General features: G+C 63.5%; 15 protein-coding genes. 5 read left to right on the forward strand and 10 right to left on the reverse strand.

From position 1 onward, the window contains the following. Positions 1 to 183 precede the first annotated feature (183 nt). Together AC3WJB_RS08750 and AC3WJB_RS08755 are read left to right on the forward strand one after the other, a co-directional pair. Positions 184 to 630: a PIN-like domain-containing protein gene (locus AC3WJB_RS08750; protein ID WP_492680666.1), complete on the forward strand. Its 447-nt coding sequence runs from the start codon at positions 184 to 186 to the stop codon at positions 628 to 630. Positions 631 to 848: 218 nt separating this feature from the next. After that, positions 849 to 3,659 (forward strand): HsdM family class I SAM-dependent methyltransferase, encoded by a 2,811-nt coding sequence (locus AC3WJB_RS08755; RefSeq protein ID WP_492680668.1) that lies wholly within the window; start codon positions 849 to 851, stop codon positions 3,657 to 3,659. 916 nt (positions 3,660 to 4,575) lie between these two features. Here the strand turns inward: AC3WJB_RS08755 and AC3WJB_RS08760 are convergent. The 6 genes from AC3WJB_RS08760 to AC3WJB_RS08785 all read right to left on the reverse strand — a co-directional run bounded on the left by AC3WJB_RS08760 (position 4,576) and on the right by AC3WJB_RS08785 (position 13,931). After that, positions 4,576 to 6,315, reverse strand: a complete 1,740-nt coding sequence (locus tag AC3WJB_RS08760; protein WP_492680670.1) for a restriction endonuclease subunit S — start codon at positions 6,313 to 6,315, stop codon at positions 4,576 to 4,578. Further along, a complete protein-coding gene (locus AC3WJB_RS08765; RefSeq protein WP_492680672.1) occupies positions 6,312 to 7,793 on the reverse strand; it encodes a class I SAM-dependent DNA methyltransferase in 1,482 nt (493 codons plus the stop codon). The genes AC3WJB_RS08760 and AC3WJB_RS08765 overlap by 4 nt, the downstream gene beginning before the upstream one ends. Before the next feature lie 109 nt (positions 7,794 to 7,902). Beyond that, entirely contained in the window at positions 7,903 to 10,374 is a 2,472-nt protein-coding gene (gene hsdR / locus AC3WJB_RS08770) for an EcoAI/FtnUII family type I restriction enzme subunit R (RefSeq protein ID WP_492680674.1), read from the reverse strand. A 1,009-nt stretch (positions 10,375 to 11,383) separates the two neighbouring features. Beyond that, a complete protein-coding gene (locus tag AC3WJB_RS08775) occupies positions 11,384 to 13,081 on the reverse strand; it encodes an N-acyl-D-amino-acid deacylase family protein (protein WP_492680676.1) in 1,698 nt (565 codons plus the stop codon). A 116-nt stretch (positions 13,082 to 13,197) separates the two neighbouring features. Further along, positions 13,198 to 13,659: a type II toxin-antitoxin system VapC family toxin gene (locus AC3WJB_RS08780; RefSeq protein WP_492680678.1), complete on the reverse strand. Its 462-nt coding sequence runs from the start codon at positions 13,657 to 13,659 to the stop codon at positions 13,198 to 13,200. 14 nt (positions 13,660 to 13,673) lie between these two features. After that, positions 13,674 to 13,931, reverse strand: coding sequence for a type II toxin-antitoxin system Phd/YefM family antitoxin (locus tag AC3WJB_RS08785; protein WP_492680680.1), 258 nt, complete (start codon positions 13,929 to 13,931; stop codon positions 13,674 to 13,676). Positions 13,932 to 14,147: 216 nt separating this feature from the next. Here AC3WJB_RS08785 and AC3WJB_RS08790 point away from each other — a divergent pair, with 216 nt between their 5' ends. Further along, entirely contained in the window at positions 14,148 to 15,989 is a 1,842-nt protein-coding gene (locus AC3WJB_RS08790; protein ID WP_492683144.1) for an ABC transporter ATP-binding protein, read from the forward strand. 466 nt (positions 15,990 to 16,455) lie between these two features. Here the strand turns inward: AC3WJB_RS08790 and AC3WJB_RS08795 are convergent, their stop codons facing one another. Continuing rightward, entirely contained in the window at positions 16,456 to 17,298 is an 843-nt protein-coding gene (locus tag AC3WJB_RS08795) for a class I SAM-dependent methyltransferase (RefSeq protein WP_492680682.1), read from the reverse strand. Between the two features lie 253 nt (positions 17,299 to 17,551). Between AC3WJB_RS08795 and AC3WJB_RS08800 the strand changes: the two genes are divergently transcribed. Beyond that, on the forward strand, positions 17,552 to 19,351 hold the full coding sequence (locus tag AC3WJB_RS08800) for an amidase (RefSeq protein ID WP_492680684.1): 1,800 nt from the start codon (positions 17,552 to 17,554) through the stop codon (positions 19,349 to 19,351). A 48-nt stretch (positions 19,352 to 19,399) separates the two neighbouring features. Here the strand turns inward: AC3WJB_RS08800 and AC3WJB_RS08805 are convergent, their stop codons facing one another. Both AC3WJB_RS08805 and AC3WJB_RS08810 read right to left on the reverse strand, forming a co-directional pair. Next, a complete protein-coding gene (locus AC3WJB_RS08805) occupies positions 19,400 to 20,143 on the reverse strand; it encodes a DUF4097 family beta strand repeat-containing protein (protein ID WP_492680686.1) in 744 nt (247 codons plus the stop codon). Between the two features lie 205 nt (positions 20,144 to 20,348). Then, positions 20,349 to 21,605 (reverse strand): aminotransferase class I/II-fold pyridoxal phosphate-dependent enzyme, encoded by a 1,257-nt coding sequence (locus AC3WJB_RS08810; protein ID WP_492683146.1) that lies wholly within the window; start codon positions 21,603 to 21,605, stop codon positions 20,349 to 20,351. A gap of 263 nt (positions 21,606 to 21,868) precedes the next feature. Between AC3WJB_RS08810 and AC3WJB_RS08815 the strand changes: the two genes are divergently transcribed. After that, positions 21,869 to 22,708, forward strand: coding sequence for an endonuclease/exonuclease/phosphatase family protein (locus AC3WJB_RS08815; RefSeq protein WP_492680688.1), 840 nt, complete (start codon positions 21,869 to 21,871; stop codon positions 22,706 to 22,708). 87 nt (positions 22,709 to 22,795) lie between these two features. On the opposite strand, the gene AC3WJB_RS08820 is transcribed toward AC3WJB_RS08815, so the two are convergent. Then, positions 22,796 to 23,290 carry a PH domain-containing protein gene (locus AC3WJB_RS08820; RefSeq protein ID WP_492680690.1) on the reverse strand — a complete coding sequence of 165 codons (495 nt, stop codon included), beginning with the start codon at positions 23,288 to 23,290 and terminating at the stop codon, positions 22,796 to 22,798. Between the last annotated feature and the right edge of the window lie 37 nt (positions 23,291 to 23,327).

Consider the following 23,327-nt stretch of genomic DNA (forward strand, 5'->3'; position numbering starts at 1 on the left):
CGAACGATGGCAGTAGAGCCAGAGGGCGCGAGCGGCGCGTCAGGGCAGCCACCGTCCATGTGCATCACATTGGTGGGATCCGGGTTGCTGCCGGCGTAATGGTCTGCGCCGGAGCGCGCGGCGCAAGGTCTTGTCCCGCCAGTGGCTGGGCTCGGTGAAGGTATCCGCGCCGGGATGGGCACGATGTCGCAGGTGACAGGCGACCACGCAGCGGTTGAACTCAATTCAAGGGAAAGGCAGGTTGTCGCCTTGCGCGATCGCTTTCCCGCGGCCACCCCCGACACGGATTGGATCACCGCGCTCTCGCAAGAGGGCGACTGGACCGTGGTGACGCACGGTCGCCTGAACAAGGGTGCGGAGCGCGAAGTTCTGAAGCGTGCGGCAATCAAGGTTTTCCTGCTCGACAAAAGCTGGAAGAACCAGGCGTTCTGGGCCAAGGCAGAGAACCTTGCGCGCTGGTGGCCAAGCATTGTGGGCAGGCCGAGCGCATGCGCGGTGGAGCGACGTTTCGTGCGCGCTGGAAGTTCAGCGGTAAAGGTCAGTTTGACCAGATCACCCTTTGAAGCAGCGCACGCCGCTGAACTTGGTCACCTGAACCGACCGTCTGTGATCAGCTCGCCGGCATATTGATCGACCCCGAACCCATCGGTTGCAACCGACCAAAAGCGGACACTCAGCTATAGTCTCAGCTCATGAGGCTGGGGACGCATAGCTTCCGTGACCCAAGCACATGTCATCCCGAACGGAACGTAAACTGCATTGTGTCTCTCACTCTCGCCCAAACTCTGCTCTCCTACGGCGCGCAGTCGGACCAACTAGTCGAGCTCGCTGGTAGCTCGCCTCGGACGTTGCGTTACGCCGACCTGAAAAATGGGGACGCGATCTGGTCGCCACCAGTCGTCGCAGAGCATGAGCATGTTCCTCGGGTATTCGTTTTTGACGGTCGAACCAAATCCGGCGAGGTTTCTCAGCCTGTCATTGATCAATGGTGTCGTCGGATTCTTCTACGCGGAGATCCAGCGTGGACTGCGATTCTTCGCCCCGGACGGCTGGATATTCTCTCGTTCGAGATTCAAGGCAAAGACGTTGTCACCTCGAAAGAATCGATTGCCCCAGGTTCCGGAGGGCTTACGCGGTTCATTCACGACGTACGTAGTGGCGCCGCCGACTTACCCCGGCGCGCGTACCTCAAGAATCTGCTCTCGGAATCGATGCGACAGGCTGTTAATTTTGGCGTGTCGCCGATTGACGCTGTATCACTCGTCGGATGGGGACTTTTTTGGCGTTTTCTCGTTGACCGCAACCTGCTCGTGGGCAAAAAGCCAGGCGATATCGCGGACGGTGCCGAGTCGTGGACTGATTGCCTCAGTACCAAAGGCCGTGCCCTCACGACGCTCAAGTGGTTGGACGCAACCTTCAATGGAGGTCTGCTACCGTTCGAGACTTCGCCCAAAAGCTACGTTCCCGAAGTGTTCTCGCAGGTACTTGGAAATATTGCGGCGGGCGCTACACCACAAGGTCAGCTTCGCCTACCTACCGACTGGGATGAAATAAATTTTTCTCACGTCCCAGTGGGGCTCCTTAGTGAAGTCTACGAGGCGTTCGCGACGACACTCGATGCCCCTGCGGCGAAGAAGCGAAGTATCCACTACACGCCTCGGCACATCGCTGAATTCGTAGTTGGTGAGGCGCTCAGCAGTATTCAGAACATCGACCGTCCGCGCATACTTGACCCCGCGGTTGGTGCGGGCGTGTTTCTCATAGCAGCGTTCCGCCATCTCGTACAGCGTGAGTGGGAGAAGACTCAGACACGACCAAAGCGGCGACAGATTCGGCGCATCCTTTCAAATCAGCTTTCCGCGTTTGATGTCGACAAGCGTGCGTTACGCCTAGCGCAGCTTGGGCTCTATCTCACTGCTCTAGAACTCGATCCGAGTCCGACGCCTGTGGAGGACCTGAAATTCGACAATCTTGAAGCTGTGCTACGTCTGCGGAACGAGACCGATGGGAGCCTTGCTGCTGTAGCGGAAGAGGACGCCGGGCGGTTCGACCTAGTTGTGGGCAACCCGCCATGGACCGGCCATGACAACGTCGCAAAGAAGCGCTGGATCGCGAATACAGGTGAGGCCATTTTAGAACGACTCGGGGCGGATGCCGATTCGTTCGATTTACCAGATGCCAATCCCGACTTGGCGTTCTTGTGGCGTGCTGGTGAGTGGGCGAAGCCCGGAGCCCAGATTGCGCTCGTCGTTCATGCGCGCTGGCTGTTCGGAATATCTGAACGGTTGCTCAAGGCGCGCAGTTGGCTTTTCACTGCGTTCAACATGACGGGTGTATTGAACGGCGCCGCACTGCGCCAGACGAAGGTGTGGCCAAACGTTACTGCTCCTTTTTGCCTTGTCTTTGCGCGCAATGAAGCCGCGCTACCAGGCGGCACGTTCCAGTTCGTCAGTCCATTCGTGGAAGCCAATGATACAAAGGAGCAGGCGGTTCTTCGGGTGGACTGGGCCGACGCACAAGTCGTTTTGCATGAGGAAGTTCGATCCACGCCGTGGGCGCTAAAGGCTCGCTTCCGAGGTGATTCACTGGCGCGTCGCGCATTCGAGGTGATGCGGGCGACTGGCGTCCCGTTGGGCAATTACTTAAACACGCTGAGGCCCGGACTCCAGTTTTGGAACGGTTACCAAGTGGGCGGCAAGGCTGGGAAGCAGCTGTCGGCGAGGCACATGTATGGGATGCCGGACCTAAAGGGCTCGTCCTCGGACGAGTTTTTGCTTGAGGCTTCGGCGCTCCCGAAATTCCGAAGGCAGACGCTGCTTTTTTCGCGTAGACCAGCGATATACGAAGCTCCGCTGTTGCTTGTACGGAAGATGGTTCCTGCCGATCCACTAACTCCTCGCGCGATGCGTTCCAGGGAGGCGGTAGCCTTTCATGAGTCGTTTCACGGTTTATCGTTCAAGGGGATAGGACGAGGTGACGATCATGCGCGGGTGTTGCAGATCCTCCTGCAGTCGCGTCTTGGGCATTTCGTCTCATTGCTGACAGATGCGCTTTACGGCGTCGAGCGAGAAACCCTCTACAAGGAGAGTTTTGATGCATTCCCAATCATCCCGCTGGATCGTCTAACGAAGGATCAACTTGCGCAAATGCGGCAGATTTCGAAGGAGATGGAGAAGGGCCTCGACAAATTACTGTTCGAAAGGCTGAATCTGTTTGTATTCGACCTTTACGAACTTGGGATTGTCGAGCGACAGGCTATTGAGGATACGCTCGAAACGCGGGGACCAACCCCCGCTTCGGTAAGACGGGCGGTTGCCTCACCTACCGAGGTTGAGCGCACGAGGTTCCTCGTCGCACTGAAGGATTCACTCGACGATGTGCTTCAAGCATCGCATCTTCAGGCGACGATCGAAGAGGTGCTGGTTGGGAGTATCCCGTGGCGAGTGCTTTCAATCGCTAGTCGCCCTACGCCAGTAAAGCGTTTCCCTATGGATGCACTGCTCAAGGAGGCTGATGAATCGGGCGCAAGTCTTGTTGTGCTCCCCATGAGTAAGTCGCATGTCTTTGTTGGTCTGCCCGACCGATATCGGTATTGGACGAGAACGCAAGCTGTGCTTCTTGCACATGATCTTCTCGGAGGACCGCTCGGCGATGGCTAGACGCCTTTCCCTTGCGGAGCCACCCGCGCTGCTCGCAGCGGAACCCGATCTGTCACCTGCTCATAAGAGAGCCATTGAGGGAGCACTGCGATGGGCGTGGCAGCAACTCATCGCTGCGAATGACACCACGCTGCATGGTGGCTCGGAGGAGGCTCTCACTACAGCAATCGAAACCCAACTCGGCCGAATGGAACGTGGGCGTCGCATCGCACCAGGCCTCAAAGACTTTGACCATCCTGTTCGGGGTGCAAAGCAGCGTACGTCTGACGGTCGTATCGAGAAGCAACCCGATCTGACCTTTAGACCACCAACGTCCCACTATCCGCGCGTGACGAATACCATTTGTTGGGGTTGCTTCGTCGAATGCAAGCTTATTGAAGATGGCCATGGCTCTCGCACAGTTGCATCCTACAGTGACAACGGTATTCAGCGGTTTGCCAGTGGTGAGTATGCGGCCCGGATGCCATCCGGGATGATGCTTGCGTACGTGCGCGGCAACAGAGAACCGATCGCCAGCCTCAGCCCCCACCTTCCGCTGCATGGTGCAACAGCGATAACGCCGGGACAAACCAAGGACATATGCTCCACGCGCCATCCACGCCAAACACTCGCGTCGCCCTGCGTGGACGTGGTACTCACGCACCTATGGTTGCTGGTTCCAGCAAAACTCGTTGCCTGAAGATTACGTCCTCTCTGCGACACGTCGGGCCCACGTACACATCCGACACTGACGTACTAGTTTCGCGATATGCCATCAGTTCTGAATGCGATTGGCGCCTTAGAGTTTCACTGTTCGCAGAAGGTCCGCTTCGGATCGGACGCCGCCCTCCTACGCCCCCCGAGAGACGATCATATTCGTCAGTGGTCTAATCATCGAAGATCGGTTCGGTGATGCATTTGCCTCGGCGCATAACATTTAGCTCAATCTGACACCCCTCTGCGGTTGAACGGATTCTGTCACCAGAGCCTCGGCGAGATGGGTCTGTGTCGCTCGAACCTTGTTCAGCCGCTCGCGTAGGTCGGCGCAGAGGCGGCGCAGGTGTTCCACGCGAGCGGCGATGCGGTGCTGCTCTGCGAGGGGCGGGAGGGGTGTTAGGCAGGCTCGGATCAGTCCGATATTTAGTGTTGGCTGCGCCAGCTTTCGGGTATCACCAACGAATCGAGATTTCATGAAGTCGGACTGGAGCAACTGCAAAACGTATGTCTTGCTGACCAGAGATGTTGGCACGATTCGGCAGACGGCACGGGCGATATTTGCGCCCTTCCACGAATCCGGGGCTATGCCCAGCTTCCCGATGCTACCGACGACTCCCATGAGAATCTCTCCTCCCTCCAGACGAGTTCGCAGGAATTGAGCGTCGACGTCGCGCGCGATGGATTTTTCTGGCTTCACAGCTGGACTATCCAGCGAAAGATCCGCCAAACGGACGAAAGGTACGCCATCCACGGTGTCAACGCCGGGTACAAGAACACCGTAAGCGATTGGCTTGTCTGCGCGTACAAGTTCGTCGAAGTGAACCCATACCCAGTTGTCGGGAAGTTGAAAGGCATGCCCGCTCACATCCGCCGACGGCAGGTTTTTGTTCTGCTTTGTGGTGCCATTAGTTAAGAGGCTACGTCGTTCAGCCCGTATTCGATCTTGCAAAGTAACTGCCGGCTCATCGTCTGGATCCTGCGGTACCAGCAGGCCACGGACGGCGAGTTGGAGGATGGTTTGTTCGAGGGCGTCGATGGCTTGGGGGCGGTCGAGCAGCAGGTCGAAGTGGGTGGCGATGCGTTGCCAGTTGTCGGCCAGTGTCTGGGCGCAGTCGCTGGCGGTGAGGGCGTCGAACAGGGTGGTGGTAAGACGGGCGTGTTGTTCGTCGGCCAGTCGACCGCAGGCTTCCAGTTCGTCGCAGAGTGTCATCAGTTCTTCGACGCGGGCGACGATGCGGTGTTGTTCGGAGAGGGGCGGCAAAGCGATTGGAATCGAATTCATCTTCGCTTGGTTCATCTTCGGTTGAGCTGTCCCGGTTATGTACGGCTCAAGCGAAATAGCGTTGATGAAGAGGCAGAGATATTCCATCAGGCCTGGATGCGTCGTGTCGATGACGTGCGCATGGTTGTTGACCCAATATTTCCCTGATGCAAGGAACGCGATTGGCGTTGCGCGATTGATGAGATTAGCGCCGTCCTCACCGATGAGTAGCAGCGTCTTGTCGAAAAGGTAGCCGTCGATTTTGTCGATGACCCCTGATGCACCGTAGTAGTCAAAGACTTTGGCGCGCTGCTGTCGATCTTCGGAGGATACGGGGACGCGCTCCCCATCACGATTGATGCTCACGCTACCGAAGCGCGCCCATGTCCAGCTCGGAGGAATGGTAAACGGCTGATCTGCCTCTGGGACATTCGGTGAGAATTTGTCTGGTCGGAGCTTTCCTTCAGCGACAAGACAATTCTTGGCAGTACCGATGTTCGTGAGAAGTTGATGCGCCGATTCGTCATTCTTGTCTTGCGGTACGAGCAAACCACGCACCGCCAAAGAATGAATCAGGCTCCTTAACTTCGCCCCGCCACCTTCCGCCGTCGCCAGCAACTCAAACCCACGCAGCAGCGCCGGTTCTTCGAGCGCCAGATAGTCAGCACGCGGCTCGCGGACTTGTTTCACGACGCTCATGCGCGCGGCCCGCTGGTGCCGGTGAGTGCTTCGCTGAGGAGGGCTTTGAGCTGCTCGCGGATAACTTGCGCTTCGGCTTGCAGGCGCTGGTAGTCGGCCAGCAGCACTTCCGGATCGTGGTTGATCTGCGGGCCCGTGTGCGGATTTTTCTGGTCGAGGTTGTAGCCGCTGGCCTTGATCGTGTCGATGTCGACTTTCCAGGCGTGTGCGTTTTCGACGCGGCTGGCGTAGTTGTCGCTGGCGCTGCCCCACCAGGCTTTTTCGGCGGCGAATTCCTCGATGCGGATGGGCTTGGTCTTGTTGTAGTTTTTCACGCCCGCCGGATAGGGGTGTTCGTAGTACCAGACGTGCTGGGTCGGCTGGCCCTTGGTGAAGAACAGCAGGTTGGTCTTGATGCCGGTGTAGGGGCTGAACACGCCGTTGGGCAGGCGCACGATGGTGTGCAGGTTGCACTCGGTGAGCAGTTGTTCCTTGATGCGCGATTTCACGCCTTCGCCGAACAAGGTGCCGTCGGGCAGCACCACGGCGCCGCGGCCGCCGGGTTTGAGCAGGTGCTTGATCAGCACCAGGAACAGGTCGGCGGTTTCCTTGGTGCGCACGTCGGCGGGAAAGTTCGCTTCCACGCCGGGCTCTTCGGTGCCGCCGAACGGCGGGTTGGTGATGATCACCTCGACCCGGTCTTTGGCGGCGTAGTCGCGCAGCGGGCGGGTGAGCGTGTTGTCGTGGGCGATGTTGCTGGGCACGTCGATGCCGTGCAGCAGCATGTTGGTGACGCACAGCAGGTGCGGCAGCTGTTTCTTTTCCACGCCGCGGATGGAGCGCTGCAGGGTGGCTTCGTCGTCGGTGCTGCGCACTTGCGCGCGCAGGTGTTCCAGCGCGCAGACCAGGAAACCGCCGGTGCCGCAGGCGGGGTCGAGCACGGTCTCGCCGAGCTGCGGATCGACCATGTCGACCATGAACTGGGTAACGGCGCGCGGGGTGTAGAACTCGCCTGCGTTGCCGGCCGACTGCAGGTCGCGCAGCAATTTTTCGTAGATGTCGTTGAACTGGTGGCGGTCGGCCTGGCGGTTGAAGTCGATGCCATTGATCTTGTTGATCACCTGGCGCAGCAACTGGCCGGACTTCATGTAGTTGAAGGTGTCTTCAAACGCGGCGTGGATGACGTAGGCGCGCGGGTTGCGCTTCAGGTCGCCGGGCAGTTCCTTCAGCGTGGGAAACAACTGGATGTTGATGAACTCGAGCAGCGCCTCGCCAGTGCGCCCTTCCGGGTCGGCGGCCCAGTTACGCCAGCGCAGGTGCTCGGGCAGCGGCGAGCGGTAGTGGTCGTGCAGGGTTTCCTGCTGCAGCTCGTAGGCGTCGAAGATTTTTAGGAAGAACAGCCAGGTGAGCTGGCCGATGCGCTGGGCATCTCCGTCGACGCCGGTGTCCGGCCGCATGATGTCCTGGGTGGATTTGATGATGGAGCTGAGGTTGGACATGGTTGGTTCTGTGTCGAAACGAGTGTGATGTAGCAGGTGTTGTGGGAGCGCACTTGTGCGCGATGTTCTGCGGATGGGCTTCGCAAAAGTATCGCGCACAAGTGCGCTTCTACACGGTGGGCGGGCGGTATAGCTCCGCTTCCAGCGTGCGCAGCGCTTCAAGGTATTTTGGCTTGCCGCCGAACGCGGCGACCAGTTCGAGCGGGGTGCCGAGGTGGTTGATCGGTGGCACGCGCAGCACGTCCATGCTTTCCAGCGTCTGCACGCCGCTGTCGGCATATTTGTCGATCAGCGCGGCGATGACCTGGCGCGCGACGGGTCCGTATTCGGTGAACACGTTGCGCTTGCGCACGTGGTTGGCGCGTTCGGCGCGGGTCAGCGGCGGCATGTCGTAGGCCACGTGCAGCACCAGGTCGAACGGATCGAGATCCTTGCCGACTTCGTCGGCGAGCGCATCGAGGAAGACGCCGCGGTCGTCCAGCTCGGCGATCAACGCGGCCTTGCGTTCGGCGCCGGACCACGCCTGCAGGAAGGCGTCCAGCGATTCGTACTGTTTCTTGATGTTGATGCGGGTGTAGTCGCGCAGGCTTTCGGTGATCAGCTTGCCGTCGCCGTCGAGGTATTGCACGCGTTCCTTGGCGATGCTGACCGGCACACGCTTGCCGTCGATGACGAAACGTTTGATGGCTTCGCCGCCTTCGCCGGGACCTGCAGTGGTCGGGGAATCATCACTCTCGATATTCCACGGGCCGGGTTCTTCCTGCGTTCCGCCGGTCGGTGATGGTCCGAGTGGCGGTTCAGGCGGATCGACCGGGTCATTCGGGCCGGGCTGGTAGATCTGCACCGGGTCGCCATCAAAATCCTTGTCGGCAAACAGTTCGGTGGCGCGCTTGAAATCCATGATGGCGAACCAGGTCTTGCCCAGGTCTTCGCGCAGGCGGGTGCCGCGGCCGACGATCTGCTTGAACGTGGTCATCGACTTGATGGTCTGGTCCAGCACGATCAGCTTGCAGGTTTGCGCATCGACGCCGGTGGACATCAGCCGCGAGGTGGTGACGATCACCGGCAGCGGCTTTTCCGGGTCGATGAAGTTGTCCAGTTCCAGCTTGCCGTGCGGGCTGTCGCCGGTGATCTGCACCACGTATTTCGGCTGGTCGACGCAGAGGTCGGCGTTGGCGTTGGCCAGCGCCTGGGTCATGCGGTTGGCGTGGTCGATGTCCTCGCAGAAGACAATCGTCTTGGCGTAGCGGTCGGTGGCTTTCAGGTAGGCGGTGATCTTTTCGGCGACCAGCACATCACGGGCTTCGAGCACCAGGGAGCGGTTCATGTCGCGCTGGTTGTAGATGCGGTCTTCGACCAGATGCCCGTACTTGTCGGTCATGCCGGCGCTCGGGCGCCAGCCGACCACGTCGCGGTCGATGTCGATGCGGATGACCTTGTACGGCGCGAGGTAGCCGTCGTCGATGCCCTGCTTCAGCGAGTAGGTGTACAGCGGCTCGCCGAAGTAGTCGCTGTTGGAAACGTGCTCGGTTTCCTTGGGCGTGGCGGTCAGGCCGATCTGCGCGGCATGGGTGAAGTAGGTGAGGATCTCGCGCCAGGCGGAATCCTCGGCGGCGCTGCCGCGGTGGCACTCGTCGACCACGATCAGGTCGAAGAAATCCGGCGTGAACTGCTTGTAGATGTTGTCCTCTTCCTCGCGGCCGGACACGGCCTGGTACAGCGAGAGGTAGATTTCGTAGGACTTGTCGACCAGCTTGGTGGTCTTGTTGACGGCCAGGTCGAGGCCTTCGATGAAACGCTGCGCAGTTTCGGCGTCGACTCGCTCCACACCCTTTCGGTTGGAGCTGAGTTTCGCCATCTTGCCCTTGAACGGCTTGAAGTCGTTGACCATGGTCTGGTCGATCAGGATGTTGCGGTCGGCCAGGTACAAGATGCGATGCTTCGCGCCGGACTTCCACAGCCGCCAGATGATCTGGAACGCGGTGAAGGTCTTGCCGGTGCCGGTGGCCATCACCAGCAACACGCGGTCGCGCCCGCCGGCGATCGCCTCGACCGTGCGGTTGACCGCGGCGATCTGGTAGTAGCGCGGGGTCTTGCCCGGATACCAGGCCGACTCGGCCACAGTGCGCACTTCTGCCGGCCAACCTTTCCACGCGCAATAGCGCTGCCACAGCTCGTCGGGGCTGGGGAATTCATCCAGCGTCAGCTCGCGTTCCAGCACGCCGTCGCCAAGGGTGCGGTCGCGGAAGATGAAGCCGTCGCCATTGCTGGAAAACGCGAACGGCACATCCAGCAGTTCGGCGTATTCGATCGCCTGCGGCATGCCGGCGTGCAGGGCGTGGGTGTTGTCCTTCGCCTCGATCACTGCCAGCGGTTGGTCCGCCCGGCGGCACAGCATGTAGTCGGCGCGGCGGATACTGGCCTTGTCGCGGGCGGCGTGCTGGCCGCGCACCACCATGCGGCCCGCCTTGAGGGTGAATTCCTGGAACACCTGCGCGTCCACGTCCCAGCCGCTGGCGACCAGCGCGGGCGTGATGAATTTCAGGCAGATATCCGCCTCGGACAGCTTCTTCTTATCCATGCCACATGATTCTGGCGCTTCCCCCGCTGGCACCTGGTCGAGCATACGGCGTCGATTGGCTTGCGGCCAGTAGATGGGCAGAAGGTGGCGTGCCGTGGCAAGGGAAAGCCGCTGGGTCGGAGGTGCTCAAGCGTCCTGGGCAACCACTGTTCGAGGGGAAGTTCTCGTCATCCAGCCGGCTGGCGTCCGCCGGCGGAAGCCGCAACCGCGAGCGGTCTTTGCCTGGGCCCTAGGGCAACGCTGAACAATGTCGTCATCCCCGCGAAGGCGGGGATCCAATGCCTTCAAGCCATTGAAAACGAAGACCCAGGATTCCCGCCTTCGCGCACTGCTGTCCGGAATAAATTCGTATCTCGAGACCGAAACATTGCGCCACATAGCCAAATGGCTGTCGCGTGCAACCTGGACTCAAAAATGGTGGCTCACATCTCTTGTCTCGCCCTGGAGCGCAACCTTTCGGCGTCATCCCCGCGAAGGCGCACTGCTGTCCGGAATAAATTCGTGCCGCGACACCGAAGACGTGGCGACGCAAGGCTGGACGGCTGTCACGCGCAACCTGGACTCAAAAAAAGGTGGTCACCCCGTTGTCTTACGCAGACCCTCGAACCTCCATCGTCATCCCCGCGCAAGCGGGGATCCAGTGCTTTTAGGTGTCTGCGAAGGCCAAAGCACTGGATTCCCGCTTTCGCGGGAATGACGCCAGGTAGGGTTTCGGCGTCCTGGCACGATACCGTAGATGAAGCAAAAGCGGTTCCGAAAACGTTCCAGACAGCAGTGCGCGAAGGCGGGGATCCAGTGCTTTCAGGCGACCAGTAAGGGCCAAAAGCACTGGATTCCCGCTTGACCGGCCCTTCGGCCGTTGAAAAGCGCCTCGCGGGAATGACGCCGGGGTGGTTTCGGCGTCCTGGCGCGATGCCGTGGACGAGGCCAAGGCGGTCCCAAAAACGTTCCGGACAGCAGTGCGCCTCCGCGGGAATGACAAGCAAAAGTGCCGTTGATCAGCGTTACCTCAGTTTCCTGCGTAGCCCGGCCCCAGCAGCACCTGGCCCGGCAGCTTGCCGGTCATCTTGCCCTCGTCGATGACCGGGACGCCGTTGACCAGCACATAGCGCATGCCGATCGAGAGCTGGTTCGGTTTTTCGTAGGTGGCGACATCGTGGATGGTTTCAGGGTCGAACACCACGACGTCGGCCCACATGCCCTGCTTGAGCACGCCACGGTCGTTGAGATGCATGCGTTGCGCCGGCAGCGCGCTGAACTTGCGGATCGCATCTGGCAGCGTGAGCAATTTTCCAGTACGCACGAACTTGGCCAGGATGCGCGGGAACGTGCCGTAGGCGCGCGGGTGGGGATGATCCTTGCCCAGGATGCCCTCGGGTGAGGTGCCGGCATAGTCGTTGTCGATCGACACCCACGGCTGCTCGAGCGCCAGCGCCACGTCGTGCTCGTCCATGCCGAAGATCACCACCGAGGTGGCGGCGCGGTCCTTGAGCAGGAAGTCCATGATCGTGTCGATCGGGTCTTCATGCCATTCCTTGGCGATCTCGTCGATGCGCATGCCCTGGTACTTGGCCAGCTGCGGGTTGACGACCACGCTGATCAGGATGTCGTGCGGCCCGTTGATCTCCAGCCATTCGTTGTCCCAGCTCGCATCGGGCGTGGTCATGTCCTTGCGGATGCGGGCACGCGTGGCCGGGTCCTTCAGGCGTCCGAGCAACTTGGCGTCGCCGCCATCGTGGGCCCACGGGGGAATGATTGCCGAGAACGAGTTCTGCCAGGCGGTATAGGCGTAGGTGTCGGCGGCCACATCGATGCCGGATGCACGCGCCGCCTCGATGCGCGCGACGATCTTCGGCATCGTGCCCCAGCTGGACTTGCCGGAGGCCTTGAGGTGGAAGATTTCCACCGGGATGTGCGCCTCGCGGCCGATGCGGAAGGTTTCATCCAGCGCGGCATTTTCGGCCTTGCCCTCGCTGCGCATGTGGGTGGCGTAGATGCCGCCGAATTGCGCGGCGGTGCTCGCCAGCGCGACCAGTTCATCGGTCTTGGCGTAAGGCGCCGGCGCATATTGCAGCGCGGTCGACAGCCCCATCGCACCCTGGCGCATGCCATCGGCAACGAGTGCCTGCATGCGTTTCAGCTCGTCCGCGTTCGGAGTGCGGTCGCCGTAGCCCAGGACCATCTCGCGCACCGTGGTGGCGCCGATGTAGGTGCCCATGTTGATGCCGATGCCCTGCTTGCGCAGGCGCGCGAAATAGCCGTCCAAGGTGCGCCAGTCGGCCTTGAGGTGGTAGTGGTCGAGCCCGGGCTGCCTGGCCTTCAGGATGGCATCGTTGATTGGCGCGATGGACTCGCCCTCGCCGGTGATCTCGGTGGTGATGCCCTGGTAGATCTTCGAGGGCAGCCGCGGGTCGACCAGCACGGAAGTCTCCGATTGCCCCAGCATGTCGATGAAGCCAGGCGCCACCACCATGCCGTGCGCATCGATGCTGCGTGTGGCATGGGCGCCGGCCAGCTGGCCGATCGCCGCGATGTGGCCGTCCTTGATTGCCAGGTCCGCCGCATACCACGGCGAACCCGTGCCGTCGATGATGTGGCCGTTGCGGATGATGAGGTCGTAGCTGGGTTCCGCAGGTGTTGGCGCCGCAGCGGCAAGCAGCGGACACAGGCCGAGCAGCAGGCAGGCAAGGCGCAGGCGCATGTTCATGTCAGTTTCCCCCAAGGTGCATGACGGCAGTCATCCGCAAATGTTCACGCAGCAATCCGTGAACGACCGTGACAGGTGGCGACCTGCCGCGATTTCGATGCGATTTCCGTGACAAGTCAGCCATCGACAACGTAGTGGCCCGTCGCTTCCTGCACGGTCCACGGTTGCCATGGATTGAACAGCGATACGCCAGTCGGCGCAAAGTCGGACAGATTGCGTGTCACCACCGTCAGGCCATGGACCAGCGCGGTGGCGGCAATCAGCGCGTCGCGTTCAGGGCGCGGATCGGGCACGTGCAGGCGCGCACATCGCCTTGCCACCGCCTCGTCCACCGGCAGCACACGCCCGGAGAACTCCAGCGTCACGCGCTGATCCAGCCACGCACGCAGCAGCGCGCCTTGGCTGGCGTCGCGTCGTTCCATGCGCAGTACGCCGATTTCCAGTTCCATCATGGTCACCGCAGACAAGAAGCAAACGGCTATGTCCATCTGTGCCAACCAGGCCGTGACACGGGGATCACCCTTGCCACGAATGGCTTTGTGCAGCTCGGACACGACATTGGTATCCAACAGATACATGGCTTGCCGCCCGGTCAATCGCCGAAATCAGGGATGCGCAGCTTGATGTCCAACTTGGGTGGGTCGAAATCGATGTCCGCCATGCCAGGCATGCTCAGTGCGTCGAGCAGATTGCGCCGGCCGCCGGTCAGACGCCGGTATTGCTCGATGCTGAGCAGCACATGGGCGGGCCTGCCGCGATCGGTGATGAACACCGGCCCCTCCAGCGCCGCACGCTTGGCACGGCCGATGTCCTGATTGAGTTCGCGGCTCGAGAGTGTCGTCGTGGTCATCGGGAAACCTCTCTCCCAGACAATGTAGTAACGTTACTACGACCTTTGGACACAAGCAATCCGGCTGATGTTGGTCGCCATTCCTCCACTCGCAGGAATGACGGGCCAGAGCCGGTTCAACCACCAGGTATCGAGGTTCGGCACCGATCGGTTTCTCTTGCCAACCTGCGGCCCGCCCATCACGCTGGCGGCCCGCTTCGCCGCCACGATGCCATGATCTTCCGCTGGTTCGAGTCACTCATCGATGCGTTCAGGGAACCGGTCGACGGCATGCCGCCGCAGTCGACCTGGCGTTTCTACGCGTTCTACCTGCGCCAGGTCTGGCCGGTGTTCCTGGCGGCGATGGTGGTCGGCTTCATCGTCGCGATCATCGAGGTGGCGCTGTTCGGCTTCATCGGCCGCATCGTGGACCTGGCCAAGGGCCTGCCGGCGGCGGATTTCTTTCGCGTGCACGGCTGGGAGCTGCTGGGCATGGCACTGGTCGCGCTGGTCGCGCGGCCGCTGTTCAACGGCCTGCATGACCTGCTGGTCAACCAGTCCATCGTGCCCAACCTGACCAACCGCATCCGCTGGCAGAACCACCGCTACGTGATCCGCCAGAGCCTGGGCTTCTTCCAGAACGACTACGCCGGCCGCATCGCGAACCGCATCATGCAGACTGGCGCCTCGCTGCGCTCCTCGGCGGTGCAGATCGTCGATGCGATCTGGTACGTCGTCATCTACACCGGCAGCGCCATCGCCTTGTTTGCGCGGGCCGACGTGTGGCTGGCGCTGCCGCTGTTCGTATGGGTGTTCCTGTACGTCGGCCTGCTGTGGTTCTTCGTGCCCAGGCTCAAGCAGCGTTCGTGGCAGGCCTCGGCGGCGCGCTCCAAGCTGATGGGTCGCATCGTCGACGGCTACAGCAACGTGCTCACGTTGAAGCTGTTTGCGCACACCCGCCGCGAGGAAGGCTATGTAGCCGAGGCGATGGCCGAGCAGACCAGCAAGCTGGCACGCATGACGCGCATCACCACGGCGATGGACGTGAGCATCATGGTGCTCAACGGCTTCCTGATCGTGATCACCTCGGGCCTGGCGCTGTGGTTGTGGAACGAGGGTCGGGTGACGGTGGGCGCGATCGCGCTGTCCACGGGGCTGGTGGTCCGCATCAACAACATGTCCGGCTGGATCATGTGGGTGGTCAACGGCATCTTCGAGGATGTCGGCACGGTGCAGGACGGCATCACCACCATCGCTCAGCCACGCACGGTGCAGGATCGAGAGGGCGCGATGCCGCTGGAAGTGACCAACGGTGCCGTGCAATTCGAGCGCATCCACTTCCACTACGGCAAGCACGGCGGGGTGATTGCCGGGCTCGACCTGGCCGTGCGCGCGGGGGAGAAGATCGGCCTGGTCGGCCCGTCGGGCGCGGGCAAGTCCACCTTGGTCAATGTGCTGTTGCGGCTGTACGACCTGGAGTCCGGGCGCATCCTGGTCGACGGCCAGGACATCGCCCAGGTGACCCAGGAAAGCCTGCGCTCGCAGATTGGCGTGGTGACCCAGGACACGTCCCTGCTGCATCGCTCGATCCGCGACAACATCCTGTATGGCCGTCCCGACGCCAGCGCGGCGCAGGTTGCCGAGGCAGTGCGCAAGGCGCGCGCCGATGAGTTCGTCGGCACCCTGGTCGATGGCGAGGGCCGCACGGGCTACGACGCCCTGGTCGGCGAGCGCGGGGTGAAACTCAGCGGCGGCCAGCGCCAGCGCATCGCGATTGCCCGGGTGCTGCTCAAGGACGCGCCGATCCTGGTGCTGGACGAGGCCACCAGCGCGCTCGATTCCGAAGCCGAGGCGGCGATCCAGGACAGCCTGGACGTGCTGATGCAGGGCAAGACCGTGATTGCCATCGCGCACCGGCTCTCGACGATCGCGCGCATGGATCGCCTGGTGGTGCTGGACAAGGGCCGCATCGTGGAATCCGGCACGCACGCCGAGCTGATCGCGCGCGATGGCCTGTATGCGCGCCTGTGGCGGCGCCAGACCGGTGGCTTCGTGGCCGCGGAGGACGCGGCGGGTTGACGCTGGCATTTCCGATCGTCATTCCCGCGCAAGCGGGAATCCAGATCGTCATTCCCGCGAAAGCGGGAATCCAGTGCCTTTATTAAGCCGTCATTCCCGCGCAAGCGCACTGCTGTCCGGAATAAATTCGTGCCTCGACGCCGGAGGCGTTGCGGTGCAAGACTGGGCGCCTGTCGCGCGCAACGTCGACTCAAAAAATACCGGCTCACCCTGCCACCTTGCCGGGACCTCACCCTCCACCGTCATCCCCGCGAAAGCGGGGATCCAGTGCCTTTAGGTGCCCGTGACAGCCAAAGCACTGGATTCCCGCTTTCGCGGGAATGACGACGGAGTGGTGTGGTGAGTGCGTTTCCGAAACGTTCCGGACAGCAGTGCGCGCAAGCGGGAATCCAGAGCCCTTGTCGAAGCTGGTTGATTTCTGGACACGCTGGATTCCCGCGTGCGCGGGAATGACGACCAACGATCCTCAGCGGCGCACGGCGAGTATGCCGTCCAATTTGGGCTCGGCCGCAAAGCCTGCCTGTTGCAGGCGTCGCGCCACTTCGCGCGGCAGGTCGCGGCCGCGGCTGAGCTTGTTCGGGCTGCCGGTGTAGTGGAACAGGCGGCCGCCGGGACGCAGCACGCGTGCAAGTTGCTGGTAGAACGTCAGTGAGTACAGCTCGCCGGCGATGCCGAAGCGTGGCGGGTCGTGCAGCAGTGCGTCGATCGACGCGTCGGCGAGCCCGGCGATGGCGGCGGTCACGTCCGCATGACGGAGTTGCAGACGGCCGGCATTCCCCGGCAGGTCAGGATCGGGCGACCACGGATTCAGCGTGCGCAGCCACAGCACGTCGGCGTTCTTCTCGAAGGAATGGATGTGGGCGGCGCCTGCCTCCAGGCAGCAGGCGGCGAAATAGCCGAGGCCGCCGCAGGTGTCCAGCACGGTTTTGCCGGCCGGCTCGACCAGCGCCACCTTGCGCCGGGCGTCGTCGAGTGGCGAGGTCTTGGCCGTCGGCAGCATCTTGATGCCGTCGATCTCGAACGTCGGTACGCCCCAATCCGTCGGCACCAGCTTGATCAGTGAGCCGGAAAAGCGCGCGGCCGGCGCAAAGGCCCCGCCGTCCCAGTAGTGGATGCTGCGATCCTTGAGAGATGCCGGGTAGGGGTAGCGCTCACCGCGCCAATGCCAGGCGTCGTTGTGCAGCCGTGCGCCGCCGGTCGAGCGGCCCAAATCCAGTGAACCGGTCCACACGTCGGCGCCCGCGGCATGCGCGGCAAGCAACGCTGCGGCGGTCGGGCGGGTGAGCAGGGGCCCGGCGTAGTGCGACACAGCTGGCAATCCTCCCAGGCCAGTCGTCATGGTAACCAGCCACGCCGGTCGGCAAGCCGGGCGCGCCAGTGTCTGGAGGCCCTGTCTCGGCCGGCGTGCCAACCATTTGTCCTGGTCGGGCCGGGTGGGCGGATGCTTGGCGCAGCGTACTCCTCCCGGGGACATGGAAAGGGCCGTCAAGGGCGGCAGCGGATTTGCCGCTGGTATCGCCCGCTGCGTGGGCGCATGCTCGGCGCGCGTTTGGAGGGGACCAATGACTACACGTCGCGAATTTCTCACCCAGGCTCCGCTTGGTGTCTTCGGCGCCATGCTGGCATCCCGCGCGGCAGCGCAAACCGGCCAGACCCCGACGCCGCCGCCCGGATCACCCGGCGCGTTCAACACTGCGCCGGCGGTCGGCCCGAGGTTGTCCGCCGCAACCTTTGCCGAGGCGGAGAAGCTCGAGCAGGTCGTGTTGACCGGCGCCCAGCGCAGCATGGCCGCGGCCAGCTGGCCCACCTCGATGGCCGGCCTGCTCGAACGCCGCACCGGTCCGAACAAGGTGGCCCTGGCCGACGACCTGGCCCCGGCCACGGTGTGGAATCCGGTCCTGGGCGGACATGGTGCCGGGCCCACGCGCGACCGCTTCGTGCCCGCGCCGGTGCAGCCCGCGCCGCTGCCGGCGCGCGACGAGGACATTGCCTATGCCAGCGTCGCCCAACTGGGTCAATGGATACGCACGCGCCAACTCAGCGCGATGCGCCTGGCCAACATCTATATCGCGCGCATCAAGCGCCTGGATCCCAAGCTGCGTTGCGTGATCACCCTGTGCGAGGCGCACGCCCTGCAGCAGGCCGGGCAGGCCGATCGCGAGATCGCCAGCGGCCACTATCGCGGCCCGCTGCACGGCATCCCGTGGGGTGCGAAGGATCTGCTCGACACGGCCGGCATCGCTACCACCTTCGGTGCCGAACCGTTCCGCCACCGCGTGCCCCATGCCGACGCCACCGTGGTCCGTCGCCTCGACGCGGCCGGCGCCGTGCTGGTGGCCAAGCTGAGCATGGGCGCGCTGGCGCTCAACGACGTCTGGTTTGGCGGCCAGACCATGAACCCATGGTTGCTGGAGGAGGGCTCCGGCGGTTCCAGCGCCGGCCCGGCCGCCGCCACGGCAGCGGGGTTGGTGGGTTTTGCGATCGGCAGCGAAACCCAGGGCAGCATCATCGGACCGTGCATGCGCTGCGGCACCATCGGCCTGCGTCCGACCTTCAGCCGCGTGCCGCGGACCGGCGCCATGACCCTGTGCTGGAGCATGGACAAGCTGGGCCCGATCACCCGCTCGGTCGAGGACACCCTCCTGGTACTGAACGCCATCAGCGGGCCGGATGCGGGCGATGTGGCCAGCCTGCCCAGCCGGCTCGACTACGACGCCAGCGAACCGATCGAGGGACTCAAGGTGGGTTATTTCCCGGCGTGGCTGAACCAGGCGCCGGCCACCCCGCTGGACCGCGCGGCGCTCGACAGCCTGCGCGGGCTTGGTCTGGCGCCCGTACCGGTTTCCCTGCCGGACTGGCCCTACGACTCGCTCAACCTGCTGCTGTTTGCCGAAGCCGCCGCCGCGTTCGAGGAACTGACCTTGTCCGGCCGCGCCGACGAACTGCGCATGCAGACGCCCGACGCCTGGCCCAACCTGTTCCGCGAGGCACGCTTCCTTTCGGCGGTGGACTTCGTGCAGGCGGACCGCCTGCGGCGCAGGGTGGCGGTCGAGATGGCGCGCGTGATGTCCGAGGTGGATCTGCTGCTGGTGCCGTCGCTGCGCGACGAGATGATGGTGATCGCCAACATGACCGGGCAGCCGTCGCTCACCCTGCGTACCGGCTTCGTCGAGGTAACCCGGGCGCGCAGCGACTGGGCGCCCGACCCGGCGCATCCGTTGCCGACGTTTACCACGCCGCGGCGCGTGCCATATGGCGTCACCCTGATCGGCCGTCTGTTTGCGGAAGGCGTGCTTGGCCGCGTGGGTGGCGCGCTCGAGCGCGCAGCGCAGGTGGGCGCTGAACGGCCGCCAGGGTTTTGACTGGAGCCCCGATCACGGCCGACGCCGGCTTCAGCTGTACCGGTGCGGTCAGGACACCGGCGGCGTCGCGCCGGAGAACTTCACTGCCTGGGCACCGGTGATCGGCCCCGCCACGTGGGCCTGATCGCTGATGTACAGCTTGACCGGCTTTTCGAAGTCGAGCGGACCGTTCACCGTCGCTCCGGGGCCAACGACGATGCGCGGCGGCTTGTCGTTGCCGAAGTGGATGCCGAGGAACCCGTTGCTTTTCGACTCCGTGACCTTGATGCCGCCATCGACCACGGCGTTGCCAGCGATATCGATGTCGCCGTTGGCGGTGGTGATGCCCGCCCCGACGTGGCCACCATCGACGGTGATGTGGCCGTTGACGTTGGTCAGCGACCCATGGACGGTGGCACCAGGGGCAAGCCGGAGTTCGCCATTGACCGTGGTGGCATCGCCATTGACCGTGGCGCCCTTGTCCAGGGTGACCGAACCGTTGACCGTGGTGGCCTTCCTGGCGACGGCGCGTTCGCCAAGCTTGACGCTGCCGTTGACGGTCTCGGCGTCCCCGACCTGGCCATCAGCGGCAATATTGATCGAGCCGTTCACGGTGTTGGCGTCGCCCGCCTTGGCCTTGCTCGCGACGTTGACTGCGCCATTGACGGTATTGGCGTCGGAAACGCTGCTGCCAGAGGGGATGTTGACCGAACCCAGGACCTTGTCGTGTCCCGGGCCCGTGTCGCAGGCCGCCAGCGCGAGTGGCAAGACCAGCAGGCCGGCAGCGTAGATGCAGAATCGTGCGGATCGCATGGAAGTCTCCTGCGTGGGTGCGTAGCGGGATGATGGCGCCGGAAGCGGTGCGTTGCCAAGCGTCATCTGGCCGGCATCGCGCGGGTTCAGGATCAGGCGTCGAGCCACGCGCGAGGTCCGTTTGCTGGAAGGCCCGTCAAGCCGTCCAAGGCATGGCTGCGCGCGGGCCACCGTATTGCCTGGCGCGCCTGTGCACCACGGCGGCTCAGGCCGAGGCCGTCGGCGCGGTCGAGGCCAGGCCAATGGCCGGCCGGCTCTCCGCAGCCATGCGTTGCAGCACGCGTTCCAGGCGCACGAACACTTCGCGCAATTGTGGCGCCTCGGGCAGCAGGGTGATGCGGAAGTGCCGTTGGTCTGGCGCATTGAAGCTCGCGCCCGGGGCCACCAGCACCTGCTCTTCTTCCAGCAGCCGCAGCGCGAACGCCTGGTCGTCGAACGTGTCGATCCGCTCCGCGCTGATCCGCGGGAACGCGTACAGCGCGCCAGCCGGATCGACCAGGTCGAGATAGGGACTGGCCGCGACGCCATCGAGCACGATGCGCCGCGCTTCATGCAGGCGTCCGCCCGGGGCGGTGAGCTGGTCCATCGTCCGCGGGCCATGCAATGCGGCCGGTATGGCCCATTGGACCGGTGCATTCGGGCACACGCGCAGCGCGGCCAGCAATTGCATCGCGTCGCGATAAGCCTTGCTGGCGGCGACGTCGCCGGACAGGCTCATCCAGCCGACGCGGTAGCCGCAGGCAAGATAGGACTTGCTCAGGCCACAGAAGCTCAGGCACGGGACGTCGCCGGCAATCTCCGCCAGCGGCTGGAAGCGAACGCCGTCGTAGAGGATGTTGGCGTAGATCTCATCGCCCAGCAGCAACAGGCGATGGCGTGCCGCGATTGCCACCATCTGCTCCAACAGGACGCGCGGGTATACCGCGCCGGTCGGATTGTTGGGGTTGATCACAACCAAGGCGCGCGTTCGCGGCGTGACCAGCGCCTCGATTTCCGCCGGATCGGGCAAGTGCGCGTTGGCCGCCGGGCAGCCGTAATGCACCGGCTGTCCGCCGTTGAGGATGGTGGCGGCGGTCCACAGTGGATAGTCGGGGGTGGGGACCAGCACTTCGTCGCCAGGCTGCAGCAGCGCACGCAGGGAGATGTCGACCAGTTCGCTGACGCCGTTGCCGATGAAGATTCGCTCGACCGCGACGTTCCGCGCGCCATTCGCGCGCTGCTGCTCGGCGACGGCTTCGCGCGCGACCTCGAGGCCTTGTTCGTGGCCGTAGGCTTCGCTTTCGCCCAGATGTTCCGCAATTGCCTTGCGCAGGTGCGGCGGCGTGGCGTAGCCGAAACGGCCGGGATTGCCGATGTCGAGCTTGATGATGTGCTGCCCGGCGGCTTCCATGGCGCGGGCACGGCGCGTGAGCGCGCCGCGGATTTCATAGCGCACGCTGGCGAGGCGGGCATTGGGGGTCAGGAAGAACAAGTGCGTTTCCTGTGTGGCAGTGTGGATGGCTGGATGGTGGTGGTCGTCGCTGGGATCGCCGCCGGGACGCAGGTGGTGTGCACGTGTCGCCACCAGGGAATCAACGAAGCGTTGTACGCGCGCGTGCACTATAGCCAGCGGCACGAACTTTGGGTGAAGGGACTACAGTTCGACGTCGCGGCACGGCAGGCCCTATGGCGCGGCGTGGGCGCCCGGACCATCCTGGCCACTTGCCTCGCGCATGGAGTTGCAGGATGAGCTTGCGTCAATGGGTTTTGGGCATCGCCGCGGCGTTGGCCGTGGCTGCGGCCGGTCCCGGCACGGCGGCCGGCGTAGCGCTGCGGATCATGACGTTCAACGTGCGCGTGCCGGTCGACCAGGGCGTGAACGCCTGGGCCGGCCGGCGTGGGTTGATGGTGCAGGTGATCCGGGCTGCGCATCCGGACGTGCTGGGCACGCAGGAGCTGACCGAGGAGCAGGGCGAATACCTCGCCGCGCATCTGCCCGGCTATGCCTGGTTCGGCCAGGGCCGGGACGGCGGCAGCAAGGGCGAGCACATGGGCGTGTTCTATCGCACGGACCGGCTGGAGGTGCTGGACTCCGGCGACTTCTGGCTGTCCGACACGCCGCAGGTGCCGGGCAGCCGGACCTGGGGGCAACCGTATCCGCGCATGGTCACCTGGGCCCGGTTCCGGCGGCGCGACGGAGGTGGGGAGTTCCATTATTTCAACACGCATTTCCCGTATCGGCCGGAGGATGTCCGCCCGCGCCTGCTCAGTGCGTATGAAATCCTGGGACGCATCGGCCGCTTGCCGGCGACGGCCCGGGTGATCCTGGCCGGGGACTTCAATTGCAGTCCGGACACATCGGTACACGCCGCACTGACCCAGTCGCTGCGCGATGCCTGGGAAGCGGCTCCGGCGCGCTCCGGTCCCGGGAAAACGTTCCATGATTTCACCGGTATCCCCGATCAGCGCATCGACTGGATCCTGAGCCGCGGCTTCAAGGTGCTGGATGTGCAGACGGTGACCACGCACGAAGGCGCGCGCTACCCGTCCGACCACTTCCCCGTGGTCGCCGACCTGGTGTTTTAGGTGAGGTCTGCTTCGGCAGGTTGATCAGGGCGCCCTTGGCTGCGGCATGAGGTGGCAGCGCGTGGATGCCGGGTCCGTGCGCCGTGCTCAGGTGTTGCCGCGGGGCCCATGCGCCTCGATGTGGGAGGAGTAGGCGCTTTCAATCTCGCGTTTCACGTCGATCGGACGTGCGATGCGGTCCAGGACCATGGCCGTTTCACCGCGGCCGGTGATCCGCACGTCGCCATATCCCAACACGCGGCCCCAGAAGCTCTGGTGCAGGTCGACGGTTTCGATGGAAGCCAGCCGCAACTCGGTGGTCTGCCGCGACACGATGCCGAGCTTGCGCACCACGCGCCGGTTGGTCACGCCTTGTTCGATGCCGCGCAGCCACAACCATTGGTAGCCGGCGGCCAGGATCGTCAGGATGGCCGCGGCCAGCGCTGCCCATGTTCCCCAGGGCACGTGCGCGGCGACAAACGCGATCACGGCAACGAGACCCAGCCCGACGACGACCCAGAACCTCACCCACATCGACCAGTGCAGCTTGAACGTCGCAACGATCACTTCGTCCGGCGCCAACGATTGCATCAGGTAGGACATGGGCTTCTCCAGGCGCGCTCGTCGGCATGGTACACGC

This window comes from Rhodanobacter sp. FW510-R10 (assembly GCF_058781105.1).

Bases quoted from the DNA above. Each gene is read 5' to 3' on its own strand.
- AC3WJB_RS08780 (WP_492680678.1), bottom strand. From the start codon at position 13,659: ATGTATCTGTTGGATACCAATGTCGTGTCCGAGCTGCACAAAGCCATT.
- AC3WJB_RS08820 (WP_492680690.1), bottom strand. From the start codon at position 23,290: ATGTCCTACCTGATGCAATCGTTGGCGCCGGACGAAGTGATCGTTGCG.
- AC3WJB_RS08800 (WP_492680684.1), top strand. From the start codon at position 17,552: ATGACTACACGTCGCGAATTTCTCACCCAGGCTCCGCTTGGTGTCTTC.
- AC3WJB_RS08805 (WP_492680686.1), bottom strand. From the start codon at position 20,143: ATGCGATCCGCACGATTCTGCATCTACGCTGCCGGCCTGCTGGTCTTG.
- AC3WJB_RS08750 (WP_492680666.1), top strand. From the start codon at position 184: ATGTCGCAGGTGACAGGCGACCACGCAGCGGTTGAACTCAATTCAAGG.
- AC3WJB_RS08765 (WP_492680672.1), bottom strand. From the start codon at position 7,793: ATGTCCAACCTCAGCTCCATCATCAAATCCACCCAGGACATCATGCGG.
- AC3WJB_RS08760 (WP_492680670.1), bottom strand. From the start codon at position 6,315: ATGAGCGTCGTGAAACAAGTCCGCGAGCCGCGTGCTGACTATCTGGCG.
- AC3WJB_RS08785 (WP_492680680.1), bottom strand. From the start codon at position 13,931: ATGACCACGACGACACTCTCGAGCCGCGAACTCAATCAGGACATCGGC.
- AC3WJB_RS08775 (WP_492680676.1), bottom strand. From the start codon at position 13,081: ATGAACATGCGCCTGCGCCTTGCCTGCCTGCTGCTCGGCCTGTGTCCG.
- hsdR (WP_492680674.1), bottom strand. From the start codon at position 10,374: ATGGATAAGAAGAAGCTGTCCGAGGCGGATATCTGCCTGAAATTCATC.
- AC3WJB_RS08815 (WP_492680688.1), top strand. From the start codon at position 21,869: ATGAGCTTGCGTCAATGGGTTTTGGGCATCGCCGCGGCGTTGGCCGTG.